The sequence below is a fragment of the Euzebyella marina genome, assembly GCF_003687485.1.
Taxonomy (GTDB): Bacteria; Bacteroidota; Bacteroidia; order Flavobacteriales; family Flavobacteriaceae; genus Euzebyella; species Euzebyella marina.
Map to the genome: position 1 here is coordinate 4,348,252 of NZ_CP032050.1, position 23,932 is coordinate 4,372,183.

The 23,932-nt window shown below is 40.8% G+C and carries 23 protein-coding genes and 1 tRNA gene; 18 read left to right on the plus strand and 6 right to left on the minus strand.

What is annotated here, in order from left to right; genetic code table 11:
* The first annotated feature begins 406 nt into the window (after window positions 1-406).
* Window positions 407-826, plus strand: a complete 420-nt coding sequence (locus D1013_RS18635; protein ID WP_121850263.1) for an SRPBCC family protein — start codon at window positions 407-409, stop codon at window positions 824-826.
* Window positions 827-1,114: 288 nt separating this feature from the next.
* Here the strand turns inward: D1013_RS18635 and D1013_RS18640 are convergent.
* Window positions 1,115-1,196 (minus strand) — tRNA-Leu (locus D1013_RS18640).
* Window positions 1,197-1,437: 241 nt separating this feature from the next.
* On the opposite strand from D1013_RS18640, the gene D1013_RS18645 reads away from it, so the two are divergent.
* The 3 genes from D1013_RS18645 to pth all read left to right on the plus strand — a co-directional run bounded on the left by D1013_RS18645 (window position 1,438) and on the right by pth (window position 3,775).
* On the plus strand, window positions 1,438-2,379 hold the full coding sequence (locus D1013_RS18645) for a ribose-phosphate pyrophosphokinase (RefSeq protein ID WP_121850264.1): 942 nt from the start codon (window positions 1,438-1,440) through the stop codon (window positions 2,377-2,379).
* 41 nt (window positions 2,380-2,420) lie between these two features.
* Window positions 2,421-3,068, plus strand: a complete 648-nt coding sequence (locus D1013_RS18650; protein WP_121850265.1) for a 50S ribosomal protein L25/general stress protein Ctc — start codon at window positions 2,421-2,423, stop codon at window positions 3,066-3,068.
* A gap of 77 nt (window positions 3,069-3,145) precedes the next feature.
* Window positions 3,146-3,775 carry an aminoacyl-tRNA hydrolase gene (pth, locus tag D1013_RS18655; RefSeq protein ID WP_121850266.1) on the plus strand — a complete coding sequence of 210 codons (630 nt, stop codon included), beginning with the start codon at window positions 3,146-3,148 and terminating at the stop codon, window positions 3,773-3,775.
* Here pth and D1013_RS18660 read toward each other — a convergent pair.
* Together D1013_RS18660 and D1013_RS18665 are read right to left on the minus strand one after the other, a co-directional pair.
* Complete coding sequence (locus tag D1013_RS18660; protein WP_162987949.1) at window positions 3,762-4,442, minus strand: hypothetical protein; 681 nt, start codon at window positions 4,440-4,442, stop codon at window positions 3,762-3,764. The genes pth and D1013_RS18660 overlap by 14 nt on opposite strands.
* The gene (locus D1013_RS18665) at window positions 4,439-8,227 is read right to left on the minus strand and encodes a reprolysin-like metallopeptidase (RefSeq protein ID WP_121850268.1); all 3,789 of its coding nucleotides are present in this window, start codon (window positions 8,225-8,227) and stop codon (window positions 4,439-4,441) included. Before D1013_RS18665 ends, D1013_RS18660 begins: the two co-directional genes overlap by 4 nt.
* Window positions 8,228-8,279: 52 nt before the next feature.
* Here D1013_RS18665 and D1013_RS18670 point away from each other — a divergent pair, with 52 nt between their 5' ends.
* Together D1013_RS18670 and D1013_RS18675 are read left to right on the plus strand one after the other, a co-directional pair.
* Window positions 8,280-9,206, plus strand: coding sequence for a bifunctional riboflavin kinase/FAD synthetase (locus tag D1013_RS18670; RefSeq protein ID WP_121850269.1), 927 nt, complete (start codon window positions 8,280-8,282; stop codon window positions 9,204-9,206).
* A 119-nt stretch (window positions 9,207-9,325) separates the two neighbouring features.
* Entirely contained in the window at window positions 9,326-10,648 is a 1,323-nt protein-coding gene (locus tag D1013_RS18675; protein WP_121850270.1) for an HTTM domain-containing protein, read from the plus strand.
* Here D1013_RS18675 and D1013_RS18680 read toward each other — a convergent pair.
* Entirely contained in the window at window positions 10,645-11,025 is a 381-nt protein-coding gene (locus D1013_RS18680) for a VOC family protein (RefSeq protein ID WP_121850271.1), read from the minus strand. The two genes, D1013_RS18675 and D1013_RS18680, sit on opposite strands and share 4 nt — an antisense overlap.
* Before the next feature lie 82 nt (window positions 11,026-11,107).
* Here D1013_RS18680 and serS point away from each other — a divergent pair, with 82 nt between their 5' ends.
* The 12 genes from serS to D1013_RS18740 all read left to right on the plus strand — a co-directional run bounded on the left by serS (window position 11,108) and on the right by D1013_RS18740 (window position 20,741).
* On the plus strand, window positions 11,108-12,379 hold the full coding sequence (serS, locus tag D1013_RS18685) for a serine--tRNA ligase (protein WP_121850272.1): 1,272 nt from the start codon (window positions 11,108-11,110) through the stop codon (window positions 12,377-12,379).
* A 56-nt stretch (window positions 12,380-12,435) separates the two neighbouring features.
* Entirely contained in the window at window positions 12,436-14,220 is a 1,785-nt protein-coding gene (locus D1013_RS18690) for a tetratricopeptide repeat protein (RefSeq protein ID WP_121850273.1), read from the plus strand.
* 23 nt (window positions 14,221-14,243) lie between these two features.
* Window positions 14,244-14,555: a DUF4286 family protein gene (locus tag D1013_RS18695; RefSeq protein WP_121850802.1), complete on the plus strand. Its 312-nt coding sequence runs from the start codon at window positions 14,244-14,246 to the stop codon at window positions 14,553-14,555.
* Entirely contained in the window at window positions 14,552-14,863 is a 312-nt protein-coding gene (locus D1013_RS18700; protein WP_121850274.1) for a gamma-glutamylcyclotransferase family protein, read from the plus strand. The genes D1013_RS18695 and D1013_RS18700 overlap by 4 nt, the downstream gene beginning before the upstream one ends.
* Before the next feature lie 9 nt (window positions 14,864-14,872).
* Window positions 14,873-15,742, plus strand: coding sequence for a 16S rRNA (adenine(1518)-N(6)/adenine(1519)-N(6))-dimethyltransferase RsmA (gene rsmA / locus D1013_RS18705; RefSeq protein WP_121850275.1), 870 nt, complete (start codon window positions 14,873-14,875; stop codon window positions 15,740-15,742).
* Window positions 15,743-15,846: 104 nt separating this feature from the next.
* The gene (gene mgtE, locus D1013_RS18710; RefSeq protein WP_121850276.1) at window positions 15,847-17,199 is read left to right on the plus strand and encodes a magnesium transporter; all 1,353 of its coding nucleotides are present in this window, start codon (window positions 15,847-15,849) and stop codon (window positions 17,197-17,199) included.
* A gap of 78 nt (window positions 17,200-17,277) precedes the next feature.
* Window positions 17,278-18,234, plus strand: a complete 957-nt coding sequence (locus tag D1013_RS18715; protein ID WP_121850277.1) for a 2-hydroxyacid dehydrogenase — start codon at window positions 17,278-17,280, stop codon at window positions 18,232-18,234.
* A 79-nt stretch (window positions 18,235-18,313) separates the two neighbouring features.
* Window positions 18,314-18,685 carry a VOC family protein gene (locus tag D1013_RS18720; RefSeq protein WP_121850278.1) on the plus strand — a complete coding sequence of 124 codons (372 nt, stop codon included), beginning with the start codon at window positions 18,314-18,316 and terminating at the stop codon, window positions 18,683-18,685.
* Window position 18,686: 1 nt separating this feature from the next.
* The gene (locus D1013_RS18725; protein ID WP_121850279.1) at window positions 18,687-19,145 is read left to right on the plus strand and encodes a DUF1801 domain-containing protein; all 459 of its coding nucleotides are present in this window, start codon (window positions 18,687-18,689) and stop codon (window positions 19,143-19,145) included.
* A gap of 22 nt (window positions 19,146-19,167) precedes the next feature.
* Window positions 19,168-19,554 carry a VOC family protein gene (locus D1013_RS18730; RefSeq protein ID WP_121850280.1) on the plus strand — a complete coding sequence of 129 codons (387 nt, stop codon included), beginning with the start codon at window positions 19,168-19,170 and terminating at the stop codon, window positions 19,552-19,554.
* A 125-nt stretch (window positions 19,555-19,679) separates the two neighbouring features.
* Window positions 19,680-20,192, plus strand: a complete 513-nt coding sequence (locus tag D1013_RS18735) for an NINE protein (RefSeq protein WP_225621454.1) — start codon at window positions 19,680-19,682, stop codon at window positions 20,190-20,192.
* Between the two features lie 57 nt (window positions 20,193-20,249).
* Window positions 20,250-20,741 carry a GNAT family N-acetyltransferase gene (locus D1013_RS18740; RefSeq protein ID WP_121850282.1) on the plus strand — a complete coding sequence of 164 codons (492 nt, stop codon included), beginning with the start codon at window positions 20,250-20,252 and terminating at the stop codon, window positions 20,739-20,741.
* Between the two features lie 3 nt (window positions 20,742-20,744).
* Here D1013_RS18740 and D1013_RS18745 read toward each other — a convergent pair whose 3' ends face one another.
* A complete protein-coding gene (locus D1013_RS18745; RefSeq protein ID WP_121850283.1) occupies window positions 20,745-22,562 on the minus strand; it encodes a GNAT family N-acyltransferase in 1,818 nt (605 codons plus the stop codon).
* Between the two features lie 87 nt (window positions 22,563-22,649).
* Entirely contained in the window at window positions 22,650-23,897 is a 1,248-nt protein-coding gene (locus D1013_RS18750; RefSeq protein WP_121850284.1) for an aspartate kinase, read from the minus strand.
* Window positions 23,898-23,932: the final 35 nt, after the last annotated feature.

A 23,932-nucleotide genomic window follows, 5' to 3' on the forward strand; every position in this document is an offset into this window, starting at 1 on the left:
ACGCTCGATAGTCAATGAATAGAAAAGTCTTCCATATAAATAGATGAATGGTTAGTTACAAAAATTGGAGTACCGGTTATTGGTTAGCATCAAGAATTTACCAATTAAAAGAGTAAACCGTAAACAGATTAGTATAGTCATATATCAACCTATGGATTAGAGCTAAGGGGGAACTTTTTAACAAGACCATAGACGGGCAGGATACTCTGTCATATTAGAAATATGGCTGCCGAAGAACTAAAAGCATTTTTGCCAACGCTCGGTACATCTTATCAAATATCGATCTAAAGCACTGCGGCATTTGAACTAAAAATTTTATGATTGACAAAAAACTATTGATATCTTTTTTAGAAGATTCTCATTTATACTAGAAATATAACTGCACAGAAGAAAACAAATTTAGGATATGGACAACCCTCTAATAATGGAATTCTTTTATAATGCCCCAAAAAAAGATGTTTGGGAGGCAATGACGAATTCAGAAAAAATGAAAATATGGTACTTTCCGCAACTAAAGGAATTTATACCAAAAGTTGGTTGTGAGTTCAAATTCGAGGATATTGGCGATACCTATCGAAAAAAATGGGTCGTAACCAAAATTAACAAACCTGACACATTAGCGCACATTTGGGCTTATAAGGGTTACCAAGGGGTATCTGAGGTTACATTCGACCTATTTTCTACTGATAGCGGAACAAAAATTAGAATCACACATACGGGTCTTGAAAGTTTCCCTGATGACCCTCATTTTAAAAGGGAAAGATTTGAATGGGGATGGAACAATCTACTTGGCAAAAATTTGAAAATACTTTTAGAGAAAAAGTAAATACTTTATCATACCCTAATAAGATTCGGAGCAAATATCAAATTTGAGATTCTTTAAAACTTAAAAAAGGACATAAGTCGTATTCGTGCTATTAGAATTCCTTCTATAATGTGGTCCCTCGCCTAATTGACCCTGCTATGTAAAATCGCAGAAAACTGTTTGAAGTATAGCCTACTTATAATTTATTGGCGCACAGAATTGAAAGAGAACTATTAAATTGACAGAATTAAATTGCAAGGCTATAAAACATAAAACCCCGTCAATCAATTAATTAACAGGGTTTTTCAGTACCTTGGGTGGGAATCGAACCCACACTCCCGAAAGAACTGGATTTTGAATCCAGCGCGTCTACCAATTCCGCCACCAAGGCATTTTCATCCGCTTTTTGTTTTTCACTCCATTACCTTATAAGTGTCCAAGAAGCGCGTCTACCTTCCGATATCTATCGGAAACGCCACCAAGGCGAAAACGGACTGCAAAACTATAAAATATTTTTATATCCATCCCAAAAAAATAACAAGATTTATCCTTTAGCAACACAAATAAATTTCTAAATTTGCACCTCCCTAGAAAAAAGGGACGACAATAAACTAGTTCACAACATTTTATCAATGCCCTATCAAGTTCCCGAACCTAAGATTTTTGCTTGTACGCAAAGTACTGAACTAGCAGAAAAAATTGCCAAATCCTACGGTACGGATTTAGGTAAAGTTCTGTTTTCAAGGTATAGCGACGGTGAGTTTCAGCCTTCTTTTGAAGAGTCGGTGCGCGGGGCACGAATTTTTATCATCGGTTCTACGAACCCTAGTTCGGAAAACTTAATGGAAATGTTGTTGATGCTCGATGCAGCGAAAAGAGCTTCGGCAAGACACATTACTGCCGTGATGCCTTATTTCGGTTGGGCACGCCAAGACCGAAAAGACAAGCCAAGAGTACCTATAGCAGCCAAATTGGTAGCTAAAATGCTAGAAGCGGCCGGCGCCACCCGTATCATTACTATGGATCTGCACGCCGATCAAATTCAAGGTTTCTTTGAAAAGCCTGTCGACCACTTGTTCGCCTCTACTTTGTTTTTACCTTATCTAAAAAAACTAAATCTCGACAACTTAACCATTGCTTCGCCCGATATGGGAGGTTCGAAAAGGGCATATGCCTATTCGAAAGCTTTGGAAAGCGATGTTGTGATTTGTTACAAGCAACGGGCCAAGGCCAACGTAATATCACATATGGAGTTGATTGGTGACGTACAAGGCAAAAACGTTGTTCTGGTAGACGACATGGTAGACACTGCTGGTACGCTTACCAAAGCCGCCGACCTGATGATGGAAAGAGGAGCAAAAAGTGTGAGGGCCATAACAACACATGGTCTGTTGTCCGGCAAGGCATATGAGAGAATAGAAAATTCACAGTTATCGGAACTGATCATCACAGATTCAATTCCGACCAAAAAAGACAGTTCCAAAGTAAAGGTACTGAGCTGTGCAGATCTATTTGCCGATGTGATGCACCGCGTGCACCACAACACATCTATCGCCTCTAAGTTTTTAATGTAAGGGCGACCAAAGAAGTATTTTATTAACTATTTATACATAAAATGAAGTCAATTTTAATTAAAGGATCAGAAAGAGAAAGCGTGGGCAAAAAGGCAACGAAGGCCCTACGTAATGCTGGAAAGGTTCCTTGCGTAGTTTACGGAGGGGAAACACCTTTACACTTTTCAGCAGAAGAACTAGCGTTCAGAGATTTAGTGTATACCCCGGCCGCACACACTGTGCAGATTGACTTGGGTGGCACCAAAGTAAACGCCATTATGCAAGACATTCAGTTTCACCCAGTGACTGACAACATTTTGCATATCGACTTTTATCAGTTATTTGATGACAAAGAAGTAACCATGAACATACCTGTTCGTCTTCAAGGTAATTCTCCTGGGGTTAGAAACGGGGGGCGTTTATTGTTCAGAAAGAGAAAGCTTGCCATCAAAGCTTTACCTGACAAATTACCTGATTTCTTCGATATTGATATCTCTAAATTGAGAATCGGGCAGAACATTACCGTAGAAACATTGTTAAGCGATGATTTCACCATTCTTCACCCTGATACAACTGTTGTTGTTCAAGTTAAAACTCAGCGTTCGGCGGTAGTTACCGATGACGAAGAGGAAGAAGGTGATGAAGATGCCGAAGGAGCTGAAGCTGCAGCACCAGAAGCAGCAAGCGAAGGAGGAGAAAGTCAAGAATAAACTTTTTCACTTTTAAAATATAAAGCACTCCATTTAACCTTGGGGTGCTTTTGTATTTTTACGGAAATTTGAAAAACATGCTTTCTTTTCTAAAATCACTATTCAATAAAGACAAGACCATTTTAGAAGAACCAGACCTAATGAAAAAATTTTTAATCGTAGGCCTAGGAAACATAGGAGAAAAGTATTCGGAAACCCGGCACAATATCGGTTTTAAGGTTCTTGACGCATTGGCCGAAAAAGAATCGTTTACTTTCGAGACCCAGAAACTTGGCGATGTAGGCACCTTTAAATACAAAGGTAAAAGCGCACTCTGCCTAAAACCTTCTACCTATATGAACCTTAGTGGTAAGGCACTCAAATATTGGATGGACAAAGAGAATATTAGCTTAGAAAATGTCTTGGTCATTACCGATGATATCAATCTGTCTTTTGGTACCATTCGGTTAAAAACAAAAGGAAGCGCCGGAGGCCATAACGGACTTAAAGACATTCAGAATACTTTGCAAAATACCAATTACAACAGGTTCCGTTTTGGGGTGGGTGCCGATTTTGGTAAGGGCAGACAAGTAGAATATGTTCTTGGCGAATGGTCTGAAGAAGAAAAGAAATCACTTTCGGAAAGATTGGAAAAATCAGTTGAAGTAATAAAGTCGTTCATGTTTGCGGGTGTCAAAAACACCATGAACAATTTTAATGGCACCTAAAATCGACAATGCCAGAATCTGAGGTGTTGCCTTCAGAATCTGTTGTAACAACCCTCCAATAATAAACCGTATCGTGTTCAACGCTTACGCTACGGGCCTCTATATTACCATTTACACTAGCCAAAAGTTCCTCTGGCGGGTTTTCTGTGGAAAAATAAACATCGTATTGAACGACATCGTCATCTAAATCGGCACCCGACCAATTCAAGGTCACCTCATTGTTAATGTCACGAAACACAGTTGCACCCGGTTCCGGATTAAGTATTTCAGCTGGGAATGGCACATATGAAGTTTCAGTACCTGGGTTATAAAAGAACCAAGAACCACTACTAGCGGTCTTGTTGGTTTTTGAATTACTTGAGATTACCACCCAAGAAAATGCAGCACCCTTGCTTAAAGAAAGGGTCTCTACCGTATTGCTGGTAATTTTATTGTGAACCGTACCCGTTTCAAGATTGGTCACTTGCAGTTCGTAGGTTTCGGTATGGTCAGATGCCAGCCAATTGAAGCGCACTACACTACTAGTACCATTGTCGCTCTGAAGTGGGGTGCATTCCGAATTTTTGGCAGGTGCCACAAGGGTAGCCGCTTCTGGTGCCTTTGGCGAATCTTTTTTGCATCCGACAAAGAACAACGCACATACTATGTATACAATTATCAATCTCATTGCTTGATCACCTTGACAGATTCTGATACGCCTTCGCCATCCAATCTTATGACATACATTCCCCTTGGGAGACCTGTAAAGTTTAAATCAACTTCCCTATTGCCATTAACAACATGTTGTTTTTGTAAAACAAGCTGCCCATTAGATGCAAAAATACTGATAGAAACCTCCCTCTCAACGGAACCTAACCAAACTTTTGTCGATTCTTTAAAAGGATTGGGAAATACCATCGTTCGATCATTTAGAACAAATGTATCTTGAAAAACACCCTGACATGTATTGTCAGTAGAAACCGTTAGCAAGTTTTTACCGCTAGACAAATCTAAGAGCATAGTACTCTTGTCCGTTTTGATAATATTACCGTTCAATTCAATGGTATAAAGTTGTGAACCCGACATATTGAGCGATAGCTGGCTTCCGTTTTCAACAATAACAGCAGTAACCCCCAGAGCTTCTGGTTGAGAAACAAATACCTCAAAACAATATTCTTCATAAACCATATCGGTAGCCGAGCCCACTATACAAACTTGATAACTGCCAGAACTGAGGTTCTCAGCCAAATAAGAAGTTGTAAATTCATCACTGATATCGATCCCGTTACCAGAAAGCGAAATAGTATAATCTAATTTCAATTTCGGCTCGATGGTTATCTTTCCGTCATCATTGTTTCGACATGATTCACTTTCTACAGAAACAGTGAAGTTATCAGTTGGAAAACGAAATATTTGACACCCTGAAGTATTTACCTCGACACCCTCGGGAGTGCCCAAACACAAATCGTCACCATCATCAAAAACGCCATCATTATCGGCATCTGGCCTAAATTGACCCTCAACACAGATATCCAAAGAAAAATCAATAAGACCGCCGCCGTCAGATGAAGCGTTGTCCGCCACTTCCAAAATCCACTCACCATAGACAGATTCCCCATTAAATGAACTTAGCGTTCCCAATGGCTGTACCGTACCGCTAATCGCGTTGGCACCGTCAAGACCGCAAATAATCGGATCTCCGTCATCATCAAATGTTGCTTCGATGTTCTGCAAATCGCCACATGAATTTGAAAGCAACGTAACCGTAGTACCCTGAGGAGAGATTAGACGAACCACCAAATCGGCCGTAAAGCTATGTTCGATATTAAGGTTTACGTTTAAATCGGATACCGGCAAATCTTCAAAAAATGAAATGGAAGACCTGATTTGCGGAGTACCCACCGCAGATATCTCTAAAGGTAAATTCACCGCTTCTTTACTTTCGCAACTTACTTGTACGGTGGTAAAACTATTGGCAGCGTTAAAACTACCTGCACCACATGTATTTAATGGGCGAACCCTCCAATAATAAGTGGTTTGATTTTGCAAATCGGTAGGCGTAAAAAAGTTAGATGTTACCGTTGCAACTTCTACGATATTGGAAAAACTTGAATTGGTGGCTATCTGTACCTCATATGAGGTATAGGAGGCGTCACCTTCCCATTGCAACTGTGTTTTTACCGAAGCGTGGTCGGTACCGTTTTCAGGTGCGGTCGCCTGTATAGGCGTGAAGTTATTATCATAAATATTTATAACCAAAGGCACCTCTTTGACCACACTGTTCGATGTAGCCAAAACACGTATTGGATAACTACCTTCAAGAACATTTTCAGTATTTTCAAATAAGAGTTCTACATCGACCCCACCTGTTATAACGGTATCGGGCTCAATTGTCACTGTTAGATTTTCAGGGAGGTCTTCCACGGAAAACACTACCTCTTCACTAAAGCCCAAATAAGTTTCGTAAGCAAATGGTACCGTTAAATCGTTGAACTGACATACTTCATACTCTAAAGACTCAAAATTCATTACGATTTCCGATACCTCAATTGAAAAATCGACCGCATTCACTGCATAGTAAATATTATCGACCGGTCTCACCATAATTCTTGCTTCGGAAGTAGGGATGGCGGGTACAATAATGTTATGCGAACCGTCATTGGCGACCCCTGACGCGAGAACAGTACTGAATGTCTGCCCCCCATCATTTGATAAAAGAATATCTACAAATTCAGTACTTATTGGAGCTATATCGGTGTTGGAAACATCCCATTCTACCGTTTCGACTTCACCGGCCACTAAATTTGAAGAGGTCGTTTGTGATGTTACCGCAAAAGGTCCGCTATTATTGGTTACCAAAATATTCACCAACTCGGAAACAACCTGCCCCCCACCCTCGGCATTATCGCGAACGGTCAAGGCAAAGTTCAGTTCCCGTTCCACATCGGAAACCGTCTCCCACGCGGCTCCTTGAGTAGGGTTTTCTTGAATAAGGTTACCATTTAAAACCCGAGACAATTGAGGAAAATATCTTGTACCTGAAAGATTCGGCGGTCTTGACCTGAAATTGGCACCACTGGGGTTGGTCGGGCCAAAGGTAGCACTTGTTACCACCCCGTTATCTATTTGCTCCCATGTATAGGTCAGCACATCTTCGGCGTCGGAATCGGTAGCATTACCCGTTAAAACAAACGCTGTTGATTTAGGAATGATATAATCTTCTACCGGTTGCACCACAGGCGGTTCATTGACCAAAGAAAAAGCCTCACCACAGCTTTTGGTTCTTAGTGTTTCTGTAATTTGTTCGATACTTACATAGTGAAGATAATCGTCACCATTGGGCGCCACATTATCATTTTCAGTGATACCGGCGTATCCCATAATAGTTGAACCGCTTCCAGGCTCTACCTGCACCAAAGTACCTTCAAGCTCATAAGACCAAGTGTGATTAGCACCTAGTTGATGGCCAATTTCATGTGCGACAAAATCGAGGTCAAAAACATCGCCTTCGGGTTGCTGCCCTGATGAATAGGCGCTTCCTTTTTGTCCGTTAGTACATATTCCCCCTATAAATCCTGCATTACCGCCATTTTCGCCTTTGTGAAGTACGTGCCCCAGGTCGTAGTTAGAAACACCGATTTCATCATCAAAAGTTCTTTGCGCTTGATTACCCAACGCCGAAAGGCTACCACTGTAAGGGTCGGTAGAGGGATTGGTAAAAACCACCCTATCATTAGTCGGCACTAATTCCAATGTAACAGCGAGGTCGGTCTCAAAAACCTGATTGACCCTAGTTAAGGTTGCATTGATGGCTGCCAAGGCATCGGCCTTTGTACCACCGTGATGCTGCGTATATTCCGCCGTTGTAGAAATAGCGATTCTATATTTTCTTAAAAGCTGATCGTCAACAGGTTTTGCCGTTAAGTTGGCCCCTGATTGAAGAATCTTATCTTGGGTGCGACAGATGAAATCAAAATCTTCGGCATTCTTCGATGTGCGCTTATATATTACATATTTATTGTTACTTGACTTCTGTATGTAACTGTTATGCCCTTCACTTGAATTGACAATCATGGCCTGTACGTCTTTGTGCGATGTACTAAACCTGATTTTCTGACTTGGGTTTTGCAAGGCGTGACCCCTATATGATTTTATTTCGGGATACTTTTCCGACAATGCCTTTGAAAAAACAGAGGTTTCTTCAACCACATAAGAGACAATCTCCCCCTTACTATTAGGAAAATATACAACCTGTTTTCTACCTTTCGAAGTGGTCGAATTGCGTAGTTCTTCTCTAAAGAGTTTCTCTTGAAAATTAAAAACTTGACCGTTCTGTACCTTAAAATCTTTCAGTGCCGATCGGCCAGCATTGTTTTGCGAAGAAAGTTTTTCCCAATATTTGCTCTGCCCTGAAGCGTAAAAGGAGAAAAATACTATTGTAATTGAAAAAACAAGACGTAATTTTGTAACCATTCAGGGGTATTAACGCAATCTCAAATATAAGCCTTTTTATTATTTTTAGTACGTGGTAACAGTCCAAAGCCTATCCAAATACGATGAACAGCATCCCACGGCCATTACCATAGGCACATTCGACGGTGTGCACATTGGCCATAGAAAAATTCTAGATAGGCTCATCAAAAATGCTGCCACACTTAATTTAAAATCAACTGTACTTACATTTTTTCCCCACCCAAGAATGGTATTGCAAAAAGATGCAGACATTAAATTGTTGAATACCATAGATGAGAAATGTAAAATTCTAGAAAATTTAGGTCTTGACCAACTCATCATACACCCATTCACAAGAGAATTTTCTAGATTGACCGCTACCGAATTCGTGCGTGACATTTTAGTAAACGACCTCAAGACCAAAAAAATAATCATTGGTTACGACCATCGATTTGGCCGAAATAGAAACGCTAACATTACAGATTTAAAAGCTTTCGGAAGCACTTTGGATTTTGAGGTGGAAGAAATACCGGCCCAAGAAATCGATGAGGTTTCGGTGAGTTCAACTAAGATCAGAAAGGCACTTGAAGAAGGCGACGTACAAACCGCCAATTCTTACCTAGGGTATAACTACATGCTTACAGGAACCATTAAAAAAGGTAAGGGCCTCGGTAGGCAACTTGGCTTCCCGACAGCAAACCTGCACATAGCAGAAGACTATAAATTAGTACCCAAAAAAGGGGTCTATGTCGTTCAAAGCCAAATAAATGGCAAACAGATATTTGGGATGATGAACATTGGATACAACCCCACTGTCGCCGGAAAGGAAAAAAGCACTGAAATCAATTTCTTTGATTTTAGTAAAGATTTATACGGTCAAAAAATTCAAATCGAAATTCTAAAGAGAATACGCGACGAACATAAGTTTAATTCGGTAGAAGAATTAAAAAATCAACTTGAAAAAGACCGCCAAACTTCAATTTCATTTCTCTCAAAATAAATCAAGATTTTCATCGCACGGAAGGGTTTTGTTGAAGTTTTGCAATCGTTAAGATTGATTTCAAAACCGGAATTCACCAATAACTTAATACCTTTGAGACTTCCATTTCATTGCCGAACATGAAGCGATTGCTATTTACGAAAATCGATAATTCGCCCTTAATTATATTCCGTGTATTTTTTGGAACTTTGGTAATGCTTGAGTGCTATGGGGCGATAATTACCGGGTGGGTAAGAAGAACCTTGGTAGAGCCTCAGTTCACCTTTAACTTTATAGGTTTCGATTGGCTTCAGCCCTTGCCAGGCTATGGCATGTATATTTACTTTTTTATCATGGGCACCCTCGGCATATTCATTGCTTTGGGCTATCGATATCGCTTCAGCACCATTGCCTTTACTCTTCTATGGACAGGCGTTTACCTAATGCAAAAAACATCGTATAATAACCATTATTACCTATTGATATTGATTTCAGGGATGATGTGCCTTTTCCCTGCCAACAGGGGCTACTCCCTAGATGTTCGTAGAAATCCCGAACTCAAAGCTGACAGTATGCATTCCTATATTAAATGGGCAGTGGCACTTCAACTTCTAATCGTATACACCTATGCCTCGATTGCGAAATTGTATGCCGACTGGTTAGATTTTGGAATTATCAAAGTTTTGATGTTGAACAAAGCCGAATACCCAATTATTGGCGCTATTCTTCAAGAACCTTGGATTCATAAGATAGTCGGTGTTTTCGGAATAATCTTTGACCTACTTATCATACCGGCCCTTCTTTGGAAACCCACTAGAAAGGCCGCCTTTGTTGCTTCTATTTTCTTCCACCTATTTAATTCTGTAGTATTTCAAATAGGCATATTTCCTTATTTATCCTTAGCCTTTACGGTCTTCTTTTTTGAACCTGAAACCATTCGAAAGATATTCTTCAAGCATAAAGTTCCTTACGTATTAAAACAGTTGCAAATACCCACAAATACCAAACTTATTTATGTCTTAGGGTCTACTTATTTTCTTGTTCAACTTTTGCTGCCACTTCGCCATCATTTAATTAAAGACGATGTTTTATGGACGGAGGAAGGGCACCGATTAAGTTGGCGCATGATGCTGAGAAGTAGAGGCGGCACCGTAACCTTTCAGGTCGTAGACAAAGACACAGGCAATGCAGAAAAGATTGACTTAAAAGAATACCTAACCAACAAACAATTACGCAGAATCGCCACCTACCCCGATTTTATTTGGCAGTTCGCCCAACGGTTAAAAAAAGAGTACGCCGAAAAAGGCAAAACCATTTCTGTATATGCCCTAAACTCAAGGGTAAGTATTAACGGCAAGCCTTACAGGGCATTTATTGACCCAAAAGTGGACTTGGCCGCTGCCAAATGGAATTATTTCTGGCACAACCCGTGGATTTTGCCCGGGCCGAATTCCGAAGACTAAAACTTGACTTTTCTTTGACACAGTTGCAATGGCATGCCCCAAGGATCTCTCAACATCACTAAATGACTTCCGTCGGGTTTGAATACCTCCTCGACAAATGTGGCTCCTTCCGCGACCAAACGGTTTTTATCGTCTTCTGCATTGTCGGAAACCATGGCCATGTGAAAAGTCAAGAAATGCTGCTCGTCAAACTCGGTTATAGCCTCATCGGGCCTATAGTAAAGCTCTATGAATACACGACCTCCAGAATCCGCCAAAAAAGTCATAAACGGAGGCTCTGTTTGGGCGCTGGCAACTTTCAACCCTAAATGCTTTACATACCAATTCACTTTATCAGTGATATTGTTCACATTGATGGCAAAATGTTCAAAAATCATTTGTAACGTATTTTAATATACCCCTAAAAGTATCCATTTTACGGCGAAGAAAACTTAAATTTGCAGCCAAAACTAGACAGCAATGCTTCAAATACAAACCATTCGAGATAAAAAAGAGGAAATTATTCAGGCACTTACCAAAAGAAATTTAGATGCCTCCCCTTTGGTGAATGGTGTTCTAGACCTTGACGAAAAAAGAAGGGCCACCCAAACGCAATTAGATAATACCCTGGCCGAAAGCAACAAACTTTCCAAAGAAATAGGTCATCTTTATAAAAGCGGTAAGGCTCAAGAAGCGAACGAACTTAAAGCGAAGACAAGTGCCTTAAAAGAAGACTCAAAGGTATTGTCAGAGCAATTGGCTAATGCAACGGAAGAGTTGCAAACCTTGCTATATCAAATACCTAATACCCCTCATGATTTAGTACCGGCCGGAAGTTCAGAAGAAGATAATGAAGAAGTGTTTCAAGAGGGTACGATACCGGTTTTGGCCGAAGGCGCCCTACCGCATTGGGAGCTGGCTAAAAAATATGACCTCATTGATTTTGAGCTTGGGGTAAAAATAACAGGAGCAGGTTTCCCTGTGTATAAGGGAAAAGGTGCCCGTTTGCAACGTGCCCTTATCTCATACTTTTTGGATAAAAATACGGATGCAGGTTATACCGAGATGCAAGTGCCGCACTTGGTCAATGAGGCTTCAGGTTACGGCACTGGCCAGTTGCCTGATAAAGAGGGTCAAATGTACCATGTAACCGAAGATAATCTTTATTTAATACCTACTGCGGAGGTACCGGTTACGAATTTGTTCAGGGATGAAATTTTAGCCGAATCAGATTTTCCAAAACGCTATACAGCATATACCCCATGTTTTAGAAGGGAAGCAGGAAGTTATGGTGCCCACGTTCGAGGCCTCAATAGACTGCACCAATTTGACAAGGTAGAAATTGTTAGGGTAGAACACCCCTCAAAATCATACGAAGCACTTGACGGCATGGTCGAGCATGTGAAAAATATTTTGAGAGACCTTCAATTGCCCTACAGAATTTTAAGACTGTGTGGCGGTGATTTGGGTTTTACTTCCGCCCTCACCTACGATTTCGAGGTGTTTTCAACTGCCCAAGATCGCTGGCTTGAAATTAGCTCGGTTTCCAATTTTGAAACGTACCAGGCCAATAGGCTTAAGCTACGTTTTAAAGATGAAAATGGTAAAAGCCAGTTCGCGCATACGCTTAATGGTAGCGCATTGGCATTGCCAAGGGTACTTGCGGGCATATTGGAAAACTACCAAACCCCTGACGGAATAAAAATTCCTGATGTGCTTGTACCCTACTGTGGTTTTGAGGTAATCGACTAGTATTTTTTTGGTATTCGCTTAACATATTTATCCCCTTTTCTCCGTTATATTTGGGTATGAAGCGCTTTACCCTGATTTTTTGTTTACTGTTATTTGGTGGCGCTTGGGCGCAAGAAGACTTTTTGGCCAAACAGTATTTCAATGATGGTGACTTTAAAAAAGCGGTTGTCTACTACGAGAATTTGGTCAAAAAGAATCCTAGAAGAACAGATTACGCAGAAGGCTTAATTGCCACCTATCAACAACTTGAACGCTTCGAAGACGCCGAAAAGTTCATTACAGAGAAGATTGAAGAAGGTAATATCTACCCCACTTTACTAATTGAACTAGGTTATAACTATACCCTGCAGGGGCTACCCCAGAAAGCGGAAGACTATTATTCTCAGGCTATCGCCAAAATTGACGAAAACCCAAATTTTGGGTATGGCATAGGCTATAGGTTTCAAAAATACGCCTTGTTGAATAGGGCCCTTGAGGCATATTCGAAGTCAATGGAACGCAACCCAAAGCTCGATTATAATTATCAAATGGCCCGGGTGTACGGTGAACAGGGCAATGTTGAAAAAATGTACGAATCGTATCTCAACTTGATAATTGAAGGAAGAACCTCGAAATCGAACGTTTTAAGAAACATTGACGATTTTATATCGTCAGACCCTGAAAATGAAAACAATCTTCTTCTCAGAAAATTATTGGTCCAAAATGCGCAACAAAATCCACATGTGCTTTGGAACGAACTATTAAGCTGGCTTTTCCTACAACAAAAACAATATGCCAGCGCGTTTCGCCAAGAAAAGGCCATTTATAAACGTATGGATGGTGCTTCTGTTCAAAGGCTTGAGAATTTGGGGGATTTGACCCTAGATGAAAATGAAACGGAAACTGCCAAAGAAATATATGAGTTCATTTCCGAAAATACAGGTGATGAAATTGTTCGCCTCAATGCCACCCTCAATCTTATCGATATACAATTGCTAGATGGTGACGACAAAAAGCTTCAAAGTATTGAAAAAGAGTTCAAAACACTAGTAGAACAACACGGGTACAGGCCTCAAACATTACAGTTACAGGTAGCATATGCCAATTTTTTGACTTTTAGAACGAACAAGCCCACACCTGCAATCGAGATTCTAAAAAATTGCCTTGAGCTACCCCTAAACGAAAGAGGCAAAGCCTTCATTAAACTGGCTCTGGGTGATATTCTTGTTTTCGACAAAAGATTTAATGAGGCGTTGATTTACTTTTCACAAATTCAAAAAAACCTAAAAAACGACGTTCTTGGGCAAAATGCCAGATTCAAGGTTGCCCAAACAAGTTTTTATAAAGGTGACTTCGATTGGGCCTTAACACAGTTGAAAGTGTTACGAAGTTCAACCTCTCAGCTCATTGCCAATGATGCCATGCAATTAAGCTTATTGATATCTGATAATTCCCTTGAAGACAGCACGCAAACGGCACTTAAAAAATATGCCAGGGCAGATTTGCTGGCCTACCAAAAGAAAACAAAAGATGCCATATCAGAATTGAACGGTATACTTGAAGACCACAAAGGAGAAAAAATTGAAGACGAAGCTTTGCTCAAGCAAGGCCAACTACTGGAAGAATTGAAAGATTACACAGCCGCAGAATTCAATTATTTAAAAATTACCGAGTTCTATGCCTCCGATATTTTGGCCGATGATGCCCATTTCGCCCTTGGCGAACTTTACAGAACAGTTTTGAACCAACCCGAAAAGGCAATGATTCATTACGAAAAAATTGTTTTTGACTATGAAGACAGTTACTTTTCTCCGCAAGCCAGAAAATATTATAGAACCTTAAGGGGCGATGCCATCAATTGACCAAAAAACAACTGAACAATTTTATGTACATATATAATGTAACGACCAATATTGAAGAAGCTATTCATCAAGAATGGCTGAGATGGATGAACGAAATCCACATTCCCAAAATATTGGCGACAGGTAAATTCTTGAACGCTAAAATGACCAAGGTAATGGTCGAAGAAGAAATGGGCGGGGTTACCTACTCGGTTCAGTACACTACGGTCGACAAAGAAACACTAGACCGGTATTACGATGAAGACCAACCACGGCTCCATGATGATGAGCAGAAGAAGTTCCCTAATAAATTTGTATCCTTCAGTACCGAACTTAAGATAATTAGCGAACATTGATAGAATACCTATTCAGCTACGGCACCCTTAAAGATCTTGGTATTCAAAAACAGGTTTTTGGCAAAACCTTGAAAATGGATAATGACCAGCTTCCAGGCTACGAATTATCTTCAACAAGGGCTTATGGCCAATATTTGGTGATACAAAAAGCATTTAACAAAGATAAATGTATTGAGGGGGTCGCGTTAGAAGTCAGTACACAAGACCTAAAGCAAGCAGACACTTACGAGGGTCCGGAATATAAACGCATATTGGTCAATCTAAAATCAGGTAAAGAAGCTTGGGTCTATGTGGCCAAACAGCCTTAAATTAGCTGTATGTCAAAGAAGAAAAGAAGAGGAAAGAGTAAATTCGAAGGTGCAAATGGTGACATTTATGAAAAAGGTCCGATCAAGGCCAAGAAGCATTTAGGCCAACATTTCTTAAAAGATGAAGAGATAGCCCAAAAAATAGCGGACACCCTATCGCTTGAGAATTACGTAAATGTGATAGAAATAGGCCCAGGAACCGGGGTTTTGACCAAATATTTGCTCAATCGGAATATTAGATTGATTGCAATGGATCTCGATTCCGATTCCATTATTTATCTCAATCACAGTTTTCCGTTAGAGCATGCCAAGTTGATTAAAGGCAATGGCACTTTTGAGGTTATAGAAGCAGATTTTTTAAACTACGATTTAAAAGCTTTGTTCGGAGACGAGCAATTTGCCATTACTGGCAATTTTCCTTACAACATTTCTTCGCAGATTGTCTTCAAAATGCTGGATTTAAAAGAACAGGTTATCGAATTCTCCGGTATGTTCCAAAAAGAGGTGGCCCAGCGAATCTGTGAGAAACCGGGAAGCAAAACCTATGGTATTCTTTCGGTACTTGTACAAGCTTTTTATGATGCCGAGTACCTTTTTACCGTGCCTCCTCAAGTTTTTGATCCACCGCCAAAGGTTCAATCGGGTGTTTTACGTTTGGTTCGCAAAAAAAGCATCACCCTCGGTTGCGACGAGAAACTTTTTTTCAGGGTAGTAAAAACAGCTTTTAACCAACGCCGAAAAACTATTCGCAACAGCCTAAAGTCTTTCGATTTAAGCGAAGAGACCCGCCACCACACTATTTTCGACAAGCGACCGGAACAATTGGGGGTTTCAGACTTTATCGAATTGACAAATTTAGTGGCCAACGATCCAAAATAAACCACTAGTTGTTCATTAGGGGCACTAAGAAGCCGTAAAGTGTACAAGCCTTTGCCGCTTTTTCTTTAGATTTGCCGCGGTCACTCTAATACGCCTCGAAAAGAATGACACCTTTTAAGCTCACAGACGAACTTGTTGCCCAAATAGAGCAGCTCATCGAAAGCCAAAGCAATACCGAATTGGTTAGCTTAATGGAAGATGTGCACTATGCCGATATCGCAGAGATCATCAATGAGCTTAATGAAGATGAAGCCACCTACCTTATCAAGCTACTTGACACCGATAAAACATCGGATGTACTTACCGAACTTGATGAAGATATAAGGGAGGCCATTCTTAAAAATCTTTCAGCAAAAGAAATTGCCGAAGAGCTTGCCGAACTTGACACTGATGATGCCGCCGATATTATTGGCGAACTCCCCACCAGTATGGTGCAAGAGGTCATCTCGGAAATTGAAGACCGAGAGCACGCCAAAGACATCGTTGACCTTTTAAGATATGATGAAAACTCCGCCGGAGGGCTAATGGCGAAAGAGCTGGTCAAAGTACGTGAAAGTTGGGACGTTCTCAAATGCGTTAAAGAAATGAGGGCGCAAGCCGAAAACGTTACACGTGTTCACTCCATCTACGTGGTCGATGAAGAAGATAAACTCAAGGGAAGGCTTTCTTTGAAAGACTTGCTGACGACATCGACTCGCACCCATATAGCCGATGTTTACATTCCGAAAGTAGATTCTGTCAATGTGAACGAAAAACCGGAAGAAGTGGCCAAAATCATGTCAAAATATGATTTGGAGGCTATTCCCGTTGTTGATGAAATCGGCCGTCTCGTCGGGCGTATTACCATTGACGATATCGTGGATGTTATTCGTGAGGAAGCCGATAAAGATTACCAGATGGCTGCGGGTATTTCTCAAGATGTAGAAGCCGATGACAGCATATGGCAGCTAACCAGGGCGCGCTTGCCTTGGCTATTTTTAGGTCTGGTGGGTGGCGTAGGTGCTGCGGCCATAATGGGCGGTTTCGAAGAAATGATTAGTAAGCATGCCATCTTGTTCTTTTTTACACCGCTGATTGCGGCCATGGCAGGTAACGTAGGGGTACAGTCAAGTGCAATTATCGTACAAGGTCTGGCAAACGACGATCTTAAGGGTAGTGTGGGCAACCGTTTGGTGAAAGAAATGCTTTTGGCCCTTTTGAACGGTGTAGTTCTGGCCGTTATTCTATTGATATTTACTTGGCTTTGGAAAGGCGCCTTTCTTTCCGCATTGGCTATATCTATATCATTGGTGGCAGTTATTCTTGTAGCTGGTTTCATCGGTACTTTTATTCCGCTTTTTCTACACAAACGGGGCATCGACCCTGCCATTGCCACTGGCCCCTTTATTACTACCAGCAACGACATCTTTGGCATTCTTATCTATTTTTGGATTGCAAAAACCGTTTTAGGCATATAACCCGGTAATATGAAGCACATCCATAACAAAACATCTTATACCTAAACCAACCATATACTTTATATCAAATTTCAGTACATGAGAATATTACACGTAGATAAAAACCATCCATTAATTATTGATAAGTTCAATGAATTGGGCTTTCAAAACGATGAAGACTACAGTTCTTCAAAGGAAGCCATCGAAGCTAAAATTCATGAATACAACGGGCTTATTATTCGCAGTAGGTTTACGATTGACCAACACTTTTTAGAAAAAGCCGTTAATCTCAAATTCATAGGCCGTTTGGGCGCAGGCCTTGAAAACATCGATACGAAATACGCTATTGCCAATGATATTTTTTTGGCTGCCGCACCGGAAGGAAATAGAAATGCTGTCGGCGAGCATACCTTGGGCATGCTACTTTCCCTTTTCAACAAATTGAACAAGGCCGACCGTGAGGTGCGCTCGGGAGTTTGGGATCGAGAGGGTAATCGCGGTGTAGAACTAGAGGGCAAGACCGTCGGCATTATAGGGTACGGAAATATGGGCAAAGCCTTTGCTAAAAAATTAAAAGGCTTCGATGTTAAAGAAGTTATCTGTTATGATATCGAAGGCGGCGTAGGCGATGAAAATGCCAGACAGGTGGGTATCTTAGAGCTTCACCAACGAAGCCAGGTCATTAGCCTTCATGTACCGCAAACGGAAATGACCATTGGCATGATCAACTCCACTTTTATAGAAAAATTCCATAACCCCTTTTGGTTGTTGAACACAGCTAGAGGTAAATGTGTTGTTACTGAAGATTTGGTAAATGCACTAAAATCGGGCAAAGTTTTAGGTGCAGGTCTCGACGTACTTGAATATGAAAAATCTTCCTTCGAAAACATGTTCAAAAGCGATTCACCTTCGACACACAAACTACCCGATGCATTTGAGTATTTAGTACAAGCTGAAAATGTCATTCTATCACCGCACGTAGCTGGATGGACAGTTGAAAGTCTAGAAAAATTGGCATTGACGGTAGTCAACAAAGTGAAAGACAAATTTTGCTAACTTTAGAAAGGTTAGACGATAGTTCTTTTATGAAGGAAGTATTATCTTAATAAGGTTTCACTCAACAAATACTACTACGATGCAGTTAGGAAATTTCTCGGTGAGTCTTAATGTCAAGGATATTCAGGCTTCTAAGTCTTTTTATGAAAATTTGGGTTTCTCCATTTTTGGGGGCAACATCGATCAAAACTGGCTGATTATGAAAAATGGTAATGCCACCATTGGACTTTTTCAGGGCATGTTCGATAAAAATATACTGACGTTCAATCCGGGTTGGGATGAAAATGCCCAAACATTGGAGAATTTCGCCGATATCAGAGAACTACAAAAACAATTAAAGGCAAGCCATGTTGATATCGAGACGGAGGTGGATGAAAATGGTAGCGGACCCGGAAGTATCATTCTCAATGATCCCGATGGAAACCCCATACTAATCGACCAACATATATAGCATGCAGTACAAAGCTGACTCACCAGAAGATTATATAGCCCAGCTTCCTGAAGAAAGAAGACCGGTCATTTCTAAAATCAGGAAGACCATACTAGATAATATTCCTGATGGCTTTGAAGAACAAATCAGCTATGGAATGCTAGGTTTCGTAGTGCCCCATTCAAAATATCCGTCAGGTTACCATTGCGACCCTAAGCTTCCACTTCCGTTCATCAATTTGGCTTCACAAAAGAATTTCATAGCACTTTACCATTCGGGTATTTATGCAGACCCAAAGATTCATGATTGGTTCGTTACAGAATATCCCAAGCATTGCAAAAGAAAATTGGACATGGGCAAAAGCTGCATTCGATTCAAATCGATGAACGACATACCCTATGAGTTGATCGGAGAACTTTGTTCGAAAATGACCGTTGACGAATGGATTGAACTGTACGAGAAGAATATTAAAAGAAAATAACAGCACCCAATAAGCATTCGTCATGAAAAAAAGAGTTACAGGCTTGGGCGGATTCTTTTTCAAATCAAAAGATCCCGACAAAATTAAAGAATGGTATAAAAATCATCTAGATCTTCAAACCGACCAATATGGCTGCACTTTCTGGTGGAAGGATAAGGAAGGTAACGACTGCTCAACGCAGTGGAGCCCGATGAGTGAAGACACCGATTATTATGAACCGAGCAAGTCGTCTTTCATGATGAACTTTAGGGTCGAAAACCTCAAAGAGTTACTTCAAGTTCTAAGGGAGGAAGGTGTTACCGTTGTAGGTGAAATCGAAGAATATGACTACGGCAAGTTCGGTTGGATCCTTGACCCGGACGGTAATAAAATTGAGCTTTGGGAACCCATAGATAAGGCTTTTTTATAATCGGTAAATTCGGTACATTTAAGTTCGTTTAACCACCAAATATCAAACCAATGTCAGAAGACAAAAAATTCGGGAAAGGTGATGGCGAAGATGCCATCAACCCTATCAACCAAGGCGAAGGCGACTTGAGAAGTGAAGCCTCAGAAGCCTTTGAGAAAAATAGTAAAGAGGGCGAAAACCTAGGTGATAAAGCCCATGATAAATTTGAGGAAGCAAAAGAGGCCGCTGAAGATTTTGCCGAAAAAGCCAAGGAAAAAAGTAAAGACTTTGCTGAAGACACCAAAAAAGCGGCGAGCGATTTTGCCAACGATGCCAAGAAAACGGCCAATGAATTTACCGAGGGTGCCAAACAGGCATTTGCAGGGGCCGATGGCGAGAATAAAAAATTATTGGCTGGCTTACTGGCATTGTTTCTCGGCTGGGCAGGTGTTCACAAGTTCATACTTGGTTATCAAAAAGAAGGAATCATTATGCTCGCTGGCAGTGTCATCGGGTGGGTGACCGCTTGTTTTATAATCGGATATTTCTTGGCTCTCGCCGTATGGGTCGTAGGTGTAGTAGAAGGAATTATTTATCTGACCAAATCAGATGAAGATTTCTACAATACATATCAAGTAGGTAAAAAGCCTTGGTTTTAAAGACTTTTATTCAATCTCCTTTTTTTTAAACTGAGTAAACCTTAAAGCTTATTCCTTATGACCATCAGAAATATGCTTGAAAATGATTGGCCGTCAGTGGCGAAAATCTATGAAGAAGGGTTGGCCACCGGTATAGCTACTTTTGAAACACAGGTGCCCGACTATAGCTCTTGGGATAATGCCCACACGAAATTCTGCAGGCTTGTAGCCGAAGAAGATGAGACCATTCTAGGTTGGGCGGCCTTATCGCACGTATCGAGTAGATGCGTCTACGGAGGCGTAGGCGAAGTGAGCGTGTACATATCTAAGAATGCCAGGGGAAAAGGTGTGGGGTCTGCATTGATGTCCGAATTGATCAAAGAAAGTGAGGCCAATGGTCTTTGGACCATTCAATCCGGTATTTTTCCGGAGAATGAAGGCAGTGTGCGATTGCACGAGAAAATGGGATTTCGCTTTATCGGTAAAAGGGAACGTATCGGTAAAAGAGAAGGTGTGTGGAAAGACAATCTACTCTACGAACGCCGAAGCAGAATGGTCGGTAATGACTAAAAACTAAGCCCCGGCCTCCTGTTGCTGGGCTTCTGTCATTTTTCTTTCTAATTCGGCCTGAAATTCTTCCATTACGGGCTTTACAGTACTCTCAGGCAAATCTTCGATTTTGATATACATTAAGCCATCAACGGCATTATTGAATAATGGATCAACATTAAAGGCAACCACTTTTGCATTTTGTTTGATATATTTCTTGATTAATACCGGTAATCTTAGATTACCTGGCTCTACCTCATCAATCAACCGATCAAACTTGATAAGGTCGGCTTGGGTCTCATCAAAAACAAACTCTTTATCGGCATCCTTTAATTTTACCTTGAACTCCTTTTTAGGTCTCACATACTGCGCTACGTATGGGTCCCAATAGTTACTTTTCATGAATTCGATCATTAAAGACTTAGAAAAGTTAGAGAACTGATTACTGATACTTACGCCCCCGATAAGGTATTTGTGCTCTGGGTGGCGGAGTGTGGTATGAACGATTCCTTTCCATAAAAGAAAAAGTGGCATTGGCTTTTGCTGATATTCTTTCATAATATAAGCCCTACCCATTTCTATGGAATGGCTCATCATACCGAATAGCTCCGGTTCAAACCGAAACAAATCTTGAAGATAAAATCCGTCGATTCCGTATTTTGAAAAAATTTGGGAGCCTAACCCCATTCGATACGCTCCCGCTATCACCTTGGCCTCATTATCCCATAAGAACATATGGTGGTAATAAGCATCGAATTGATCAATATCGATGGAGTTATTCGTGCCCTCGCCTATTTCTCTAAAGGTAACCTCACGCTGACGCCCTATTTCTTGTAGTGAAAAAGGCATTTCTTTAGCCGGTGCCAAGAATACCTCGTAATTCTTGCTCTGCAATAACCGTCGATCATTGTCGACCAATTTTTCTATCTCGGCCTGTATCAATTCTGAACGTATGGGTTGAGCTATTTTTCGGGGTTGTTTGGGTAATTTAAGCGATGGTAATTGATCGATCAACCGCTCTTTTTCATAGGCATTTGCCAGAATGTAGGTTTTTCTTCTAAGCAGAGCAGTATATTCTTCCAGTGTTTCCTGCTCCTTTTGCGTGGCCACCGAAATTGGTTGGCCAATTCTGACCTTTATTGGCCTTTTCCATTGCGAGTACACCTCAGAAGGCAGTTTGGCCGTTCGAAAAAGGCCACTGATCTTGGCCAAGCGATAAAACATTTTGCTATTTCTGGCATGAAAGTAAACAGGAACGACAGGCACCTCGGCTCTTTTGATTAATTTGATGGCAGCTTCCTCCCAATCTCTATCAACCACGATACCCGCTTCTTTTTTAGTAGAGACTTCTCCGGCAGGAAAAATTCCTAATGGGTAACCCGCCTTCACATGCAAAAGCGCATTTTTAAAACCTGACATACTGCTTTTCACCTCTTTTCGGTCTTCAAAGGGGTTAACGGGAAAAATGTAATGTGCGAGGGGCTTGAACCGTTGTAAAAGAAAATTGGCCATCACCTTGTAATCTGGCCTATATTTCAGCATTATCTTCAACAATACGATGCCGTCGATTCCGCCAAGCGGGTGATTGCTAATCGTAATAAACGGACCTGCTTTGGGTAAACGTTTGAGATCATCTTCTGGAACCTCGTAATCTATTTCATAGTTTTCAAGAACCGCGTCTAAAAAATCTTTGCCATTTAAATGGCTCATTTTATCGTACCGCTTATTCATATTCGAAATTTTTGAAACCTTCAAAAAAATCCATGCTACGAAAGTTCCAAAAAAACCGAACCTATCAAGATTAGTGGCTGATGCCACCTCTTTTGCGGTTACTAATCCCATAAATTAATTTATTTGCAGAGCCCTAATATAGAAAAAACAGCAGAGGTGCTTCCCAGTTTTAACAAATATGAAACAATCGGCGTAAGATTATTTGACTACCAACTGCACAGTTTCTTTGCTACGCTGCTCCAACAAAATTTCGTGTCCGTTCTGAAGTGACTCGATAGCCTTTTCATTGAAATGTCGAATGGTATAAAGCGATACACCTTCATGATGAACAACCTTAAACCTGCTTTTCAACAAATTAAGCAACTCGTCTAAACGGCCGAATCGGTTGTCGACACAGACCGAAAAACTAATGGCGGAATTCTGTATAAGATCTACCTTCATTTTATGGTCATGTAGCAGTTTGAAAAGTTCACTGATGCTATCTTCAACAATGAAAGAAAAGTCTAATGAAGATAGTTTCATTAACACCTGATTCTTTTTAACGATAAAGCAGGGCACTTCCGGTTCAATACCGATGCCTTTGCCCACAGTAGTTCCGGGGTCTTTGGGGTTCACGAACGATTTTACGTGAAGCGGAATCTCTTTTTGTTGCAAAGGCTGCAATGTTTTCGGGTGAATAACCGAAGCTCCGTAAAAAGCAAGCTCAATAGCTTCTCTGTATGAGATTTTATTCAACAGTTGCGCCTCGTTAAAGTACCTTGGGTCGGCATTTAAAACACCAGGTACATCTTTCCAAATAGTTACCGAATCGGCATTAAGGCAGTAGGCCAAAATGGCCGCGGTGTAATCAGACCCTTCTCTACCCAAGGTGGTGGTAAAGTTATTGTCATCACTACCCAAGAACCCTTGTGTAATGTGCAACTTAGATCGATCTATACTCTTAACCCTTTCCTGTGTTTTTTCCCAATTAACCGATACGTCACGATAACTGTCATCGGTCTTAATATAATCCCTTACATCAAGCCAATTACATGTAAGGCCGATTTCATTGAAATAATGACTAAGAATCGTGGTAGAAATCAATTCACCGTAACCGACTACTTGGTCATATACAAAGTTATATTTAGGTGATTTATTCCATGCCAAAAAACCTTTCACTTCATCGAAAAGCTCTTTTACCCTTACGAAAATGACGTGTTTCGGGTTGGAAAATAAATCTTGAAGAATGGTCTCATGGTAATCAATACTCTCTTGAACATTACCGGCCAAAGCTTCCTTATCATTAAAATAGGCATTGACAATGGCTTCCATCGCATTGGTGGTCTTACCCATGGCCGATACGACCAATAAGGTGTTCTCATGCCCTGTCTCTTGAAGCACCTTTACTACATTTTTAACTCCAGCCGCGTCTTTCACCGACGCCCCGCCGAACTTGAATACTCGCATAAAAAGCTATATTTTCAATGGTCTCTGAAAGACCT

What these genes read in the sequence shown, in the direction of transcription:
- D1013_RS18635 (WP_121850263.1), top strand. Translation starts at nt 407, where the DNA reads ATGGACAACCCTCTAATAATGGAATTCTTTTATAATGCCCCAAAAAAA.
- D1013_RS18645 (WP_121850264.1), top strand. Translation starts at nt 1,438, where the DNA reads ATGCCCTATCAAGTTCCCGAACCTAAGATTTTTGCTTGTACGCAAAGT.
- D1013_RS18650 (WP_121850265.1), top strand. Translation starts at nt 2,421, where the DNA reads ATGAAGTCAATTTTAATTAAAGGATCAGAAAGAGAAAGCGTGGGCAAA.
- pth (WP_121850266.1), top strand. Translation starts at nt 3,146, where the DNA reads ATGCTTTCTTTTCTAAAATCACTATTCAATAAAGACAAGACCATTTTA.
- D1013_RS18660 (WP_162987949.1), bottom strand. Translation starts at nt 4,442, where the DNA reads ATGAGATTGATAATTGTATACATAGTATGTGCGTTGTTCTTTGTCGGA.
- D1013_RS18665 (WP_121850268.1), bottom strand. Translation starts at nt 8,227, where the DNA reads ATGGTTACAAAATTACGTCTTGTTTTTTCAATTACAATAGTATTTTTC.
- D1013_RS18675 (WP_121850270.1), top strand. Translation starts at nt 9,326, where the DNA reads ATGAAGCGATTGCTATTTACGAAAATCGATAATTCGCCCTTAATTATA.
- D1013_RS18680 (WP_121850271.1), bottom strand. Translation starts at nt 11,025, where the DNA reads ATGATTTTTGAACATTTTGCCATCAATGTGAACAATATCACTGATAAA.
- serS (WP_121850272.1), top strand. Translation starts at nt 11,108, where the DNA reads ATGCTTCAAATACAAACCATTCGAGATAAAAAAGAGGAAATTATTCAG.
- D1013_RS18690 (WP_121850273.1), top strand. Translation starts at nt 12,436, where the DNA reads ATGAAGCGCTTTACCCTGATTTTTTGTTTACTGTTATTTGGTGGCGCT.
- D1013_RS18695 (WP_121850802.1), top strand. Translation starts at nt 14,244, where the DNA reads ATGTACATATATAATGTAACGACCAATATTGAAGAAGCTATTCATCAA.
- rsmA (WP_121850275.1), top strand. Translation starts at nt 14,873, where the DNA reads ATGTCAAAGAAGAAAAGAAGAGGAAAGAGTAAATTCGAAGGTGCAAAT.
- mgtE (WP_121850276.1), top strand. Translation starts at nt 15,847, where the DNA reads ATGACACCTTTTAAGCTCACAGACGAACTTGTTGCCCAAATAGAGCAG.
- D1013_RS18715 (WP_121850277.1), top strand. Translation starts at nt 17,278, where the DNA reads ATGAGAATATTACACGTAGATAAAAACCATCCATTAATTATTGATAAG.
- D1013_RS18720 (WP_121850278.1), top strand. Translation starts at nt 18,314, where the DNA reads ATGCAGTTAGGAAATTTCTCGGTGAGTCTTAATGTCAAGGATATTCAG.
- D1013_RS18725 (WP_121850279.1), top strand. Translation starts at nt 18,687, where the DNA reads ATGCAGTACAAAGCTGACTCACCAGAAGATTATATAGCCCAGCTTCCT.
- D1013_RS18730 (WP_121850280.1), top strand. Translation starts at nt 19,168, where the DNA reads ATGAAAAAAAGAGTTACAGGCTTGGGCGGATTCTTTTTCAAATCAAAA.
- D1013_RS18740 (WP_121850282.1), top strand. Translation starts at nt 20,250, where the DNA reads ATGACCATCAGAAATATGCTTGAAAATGATTGGCCGTCAGTGGCGAAA.
- D1013_RS18745 (WP_121850283.1), bottom strand. Translation starts at nt 22,562, where the DNA reads ATGGGATTAGTAACCGCAAAAGAGGTGGCATCAGCCACTAATCTTGAT.
- D1013_RS18750 (WP_121850284.1), bottom strand. Translation starts at nt 23,897, where the DNA reads ATGCGAGTATTCAAGTTCGGCGGGGCGTCGGTGAAAGACGCGGCTGGA.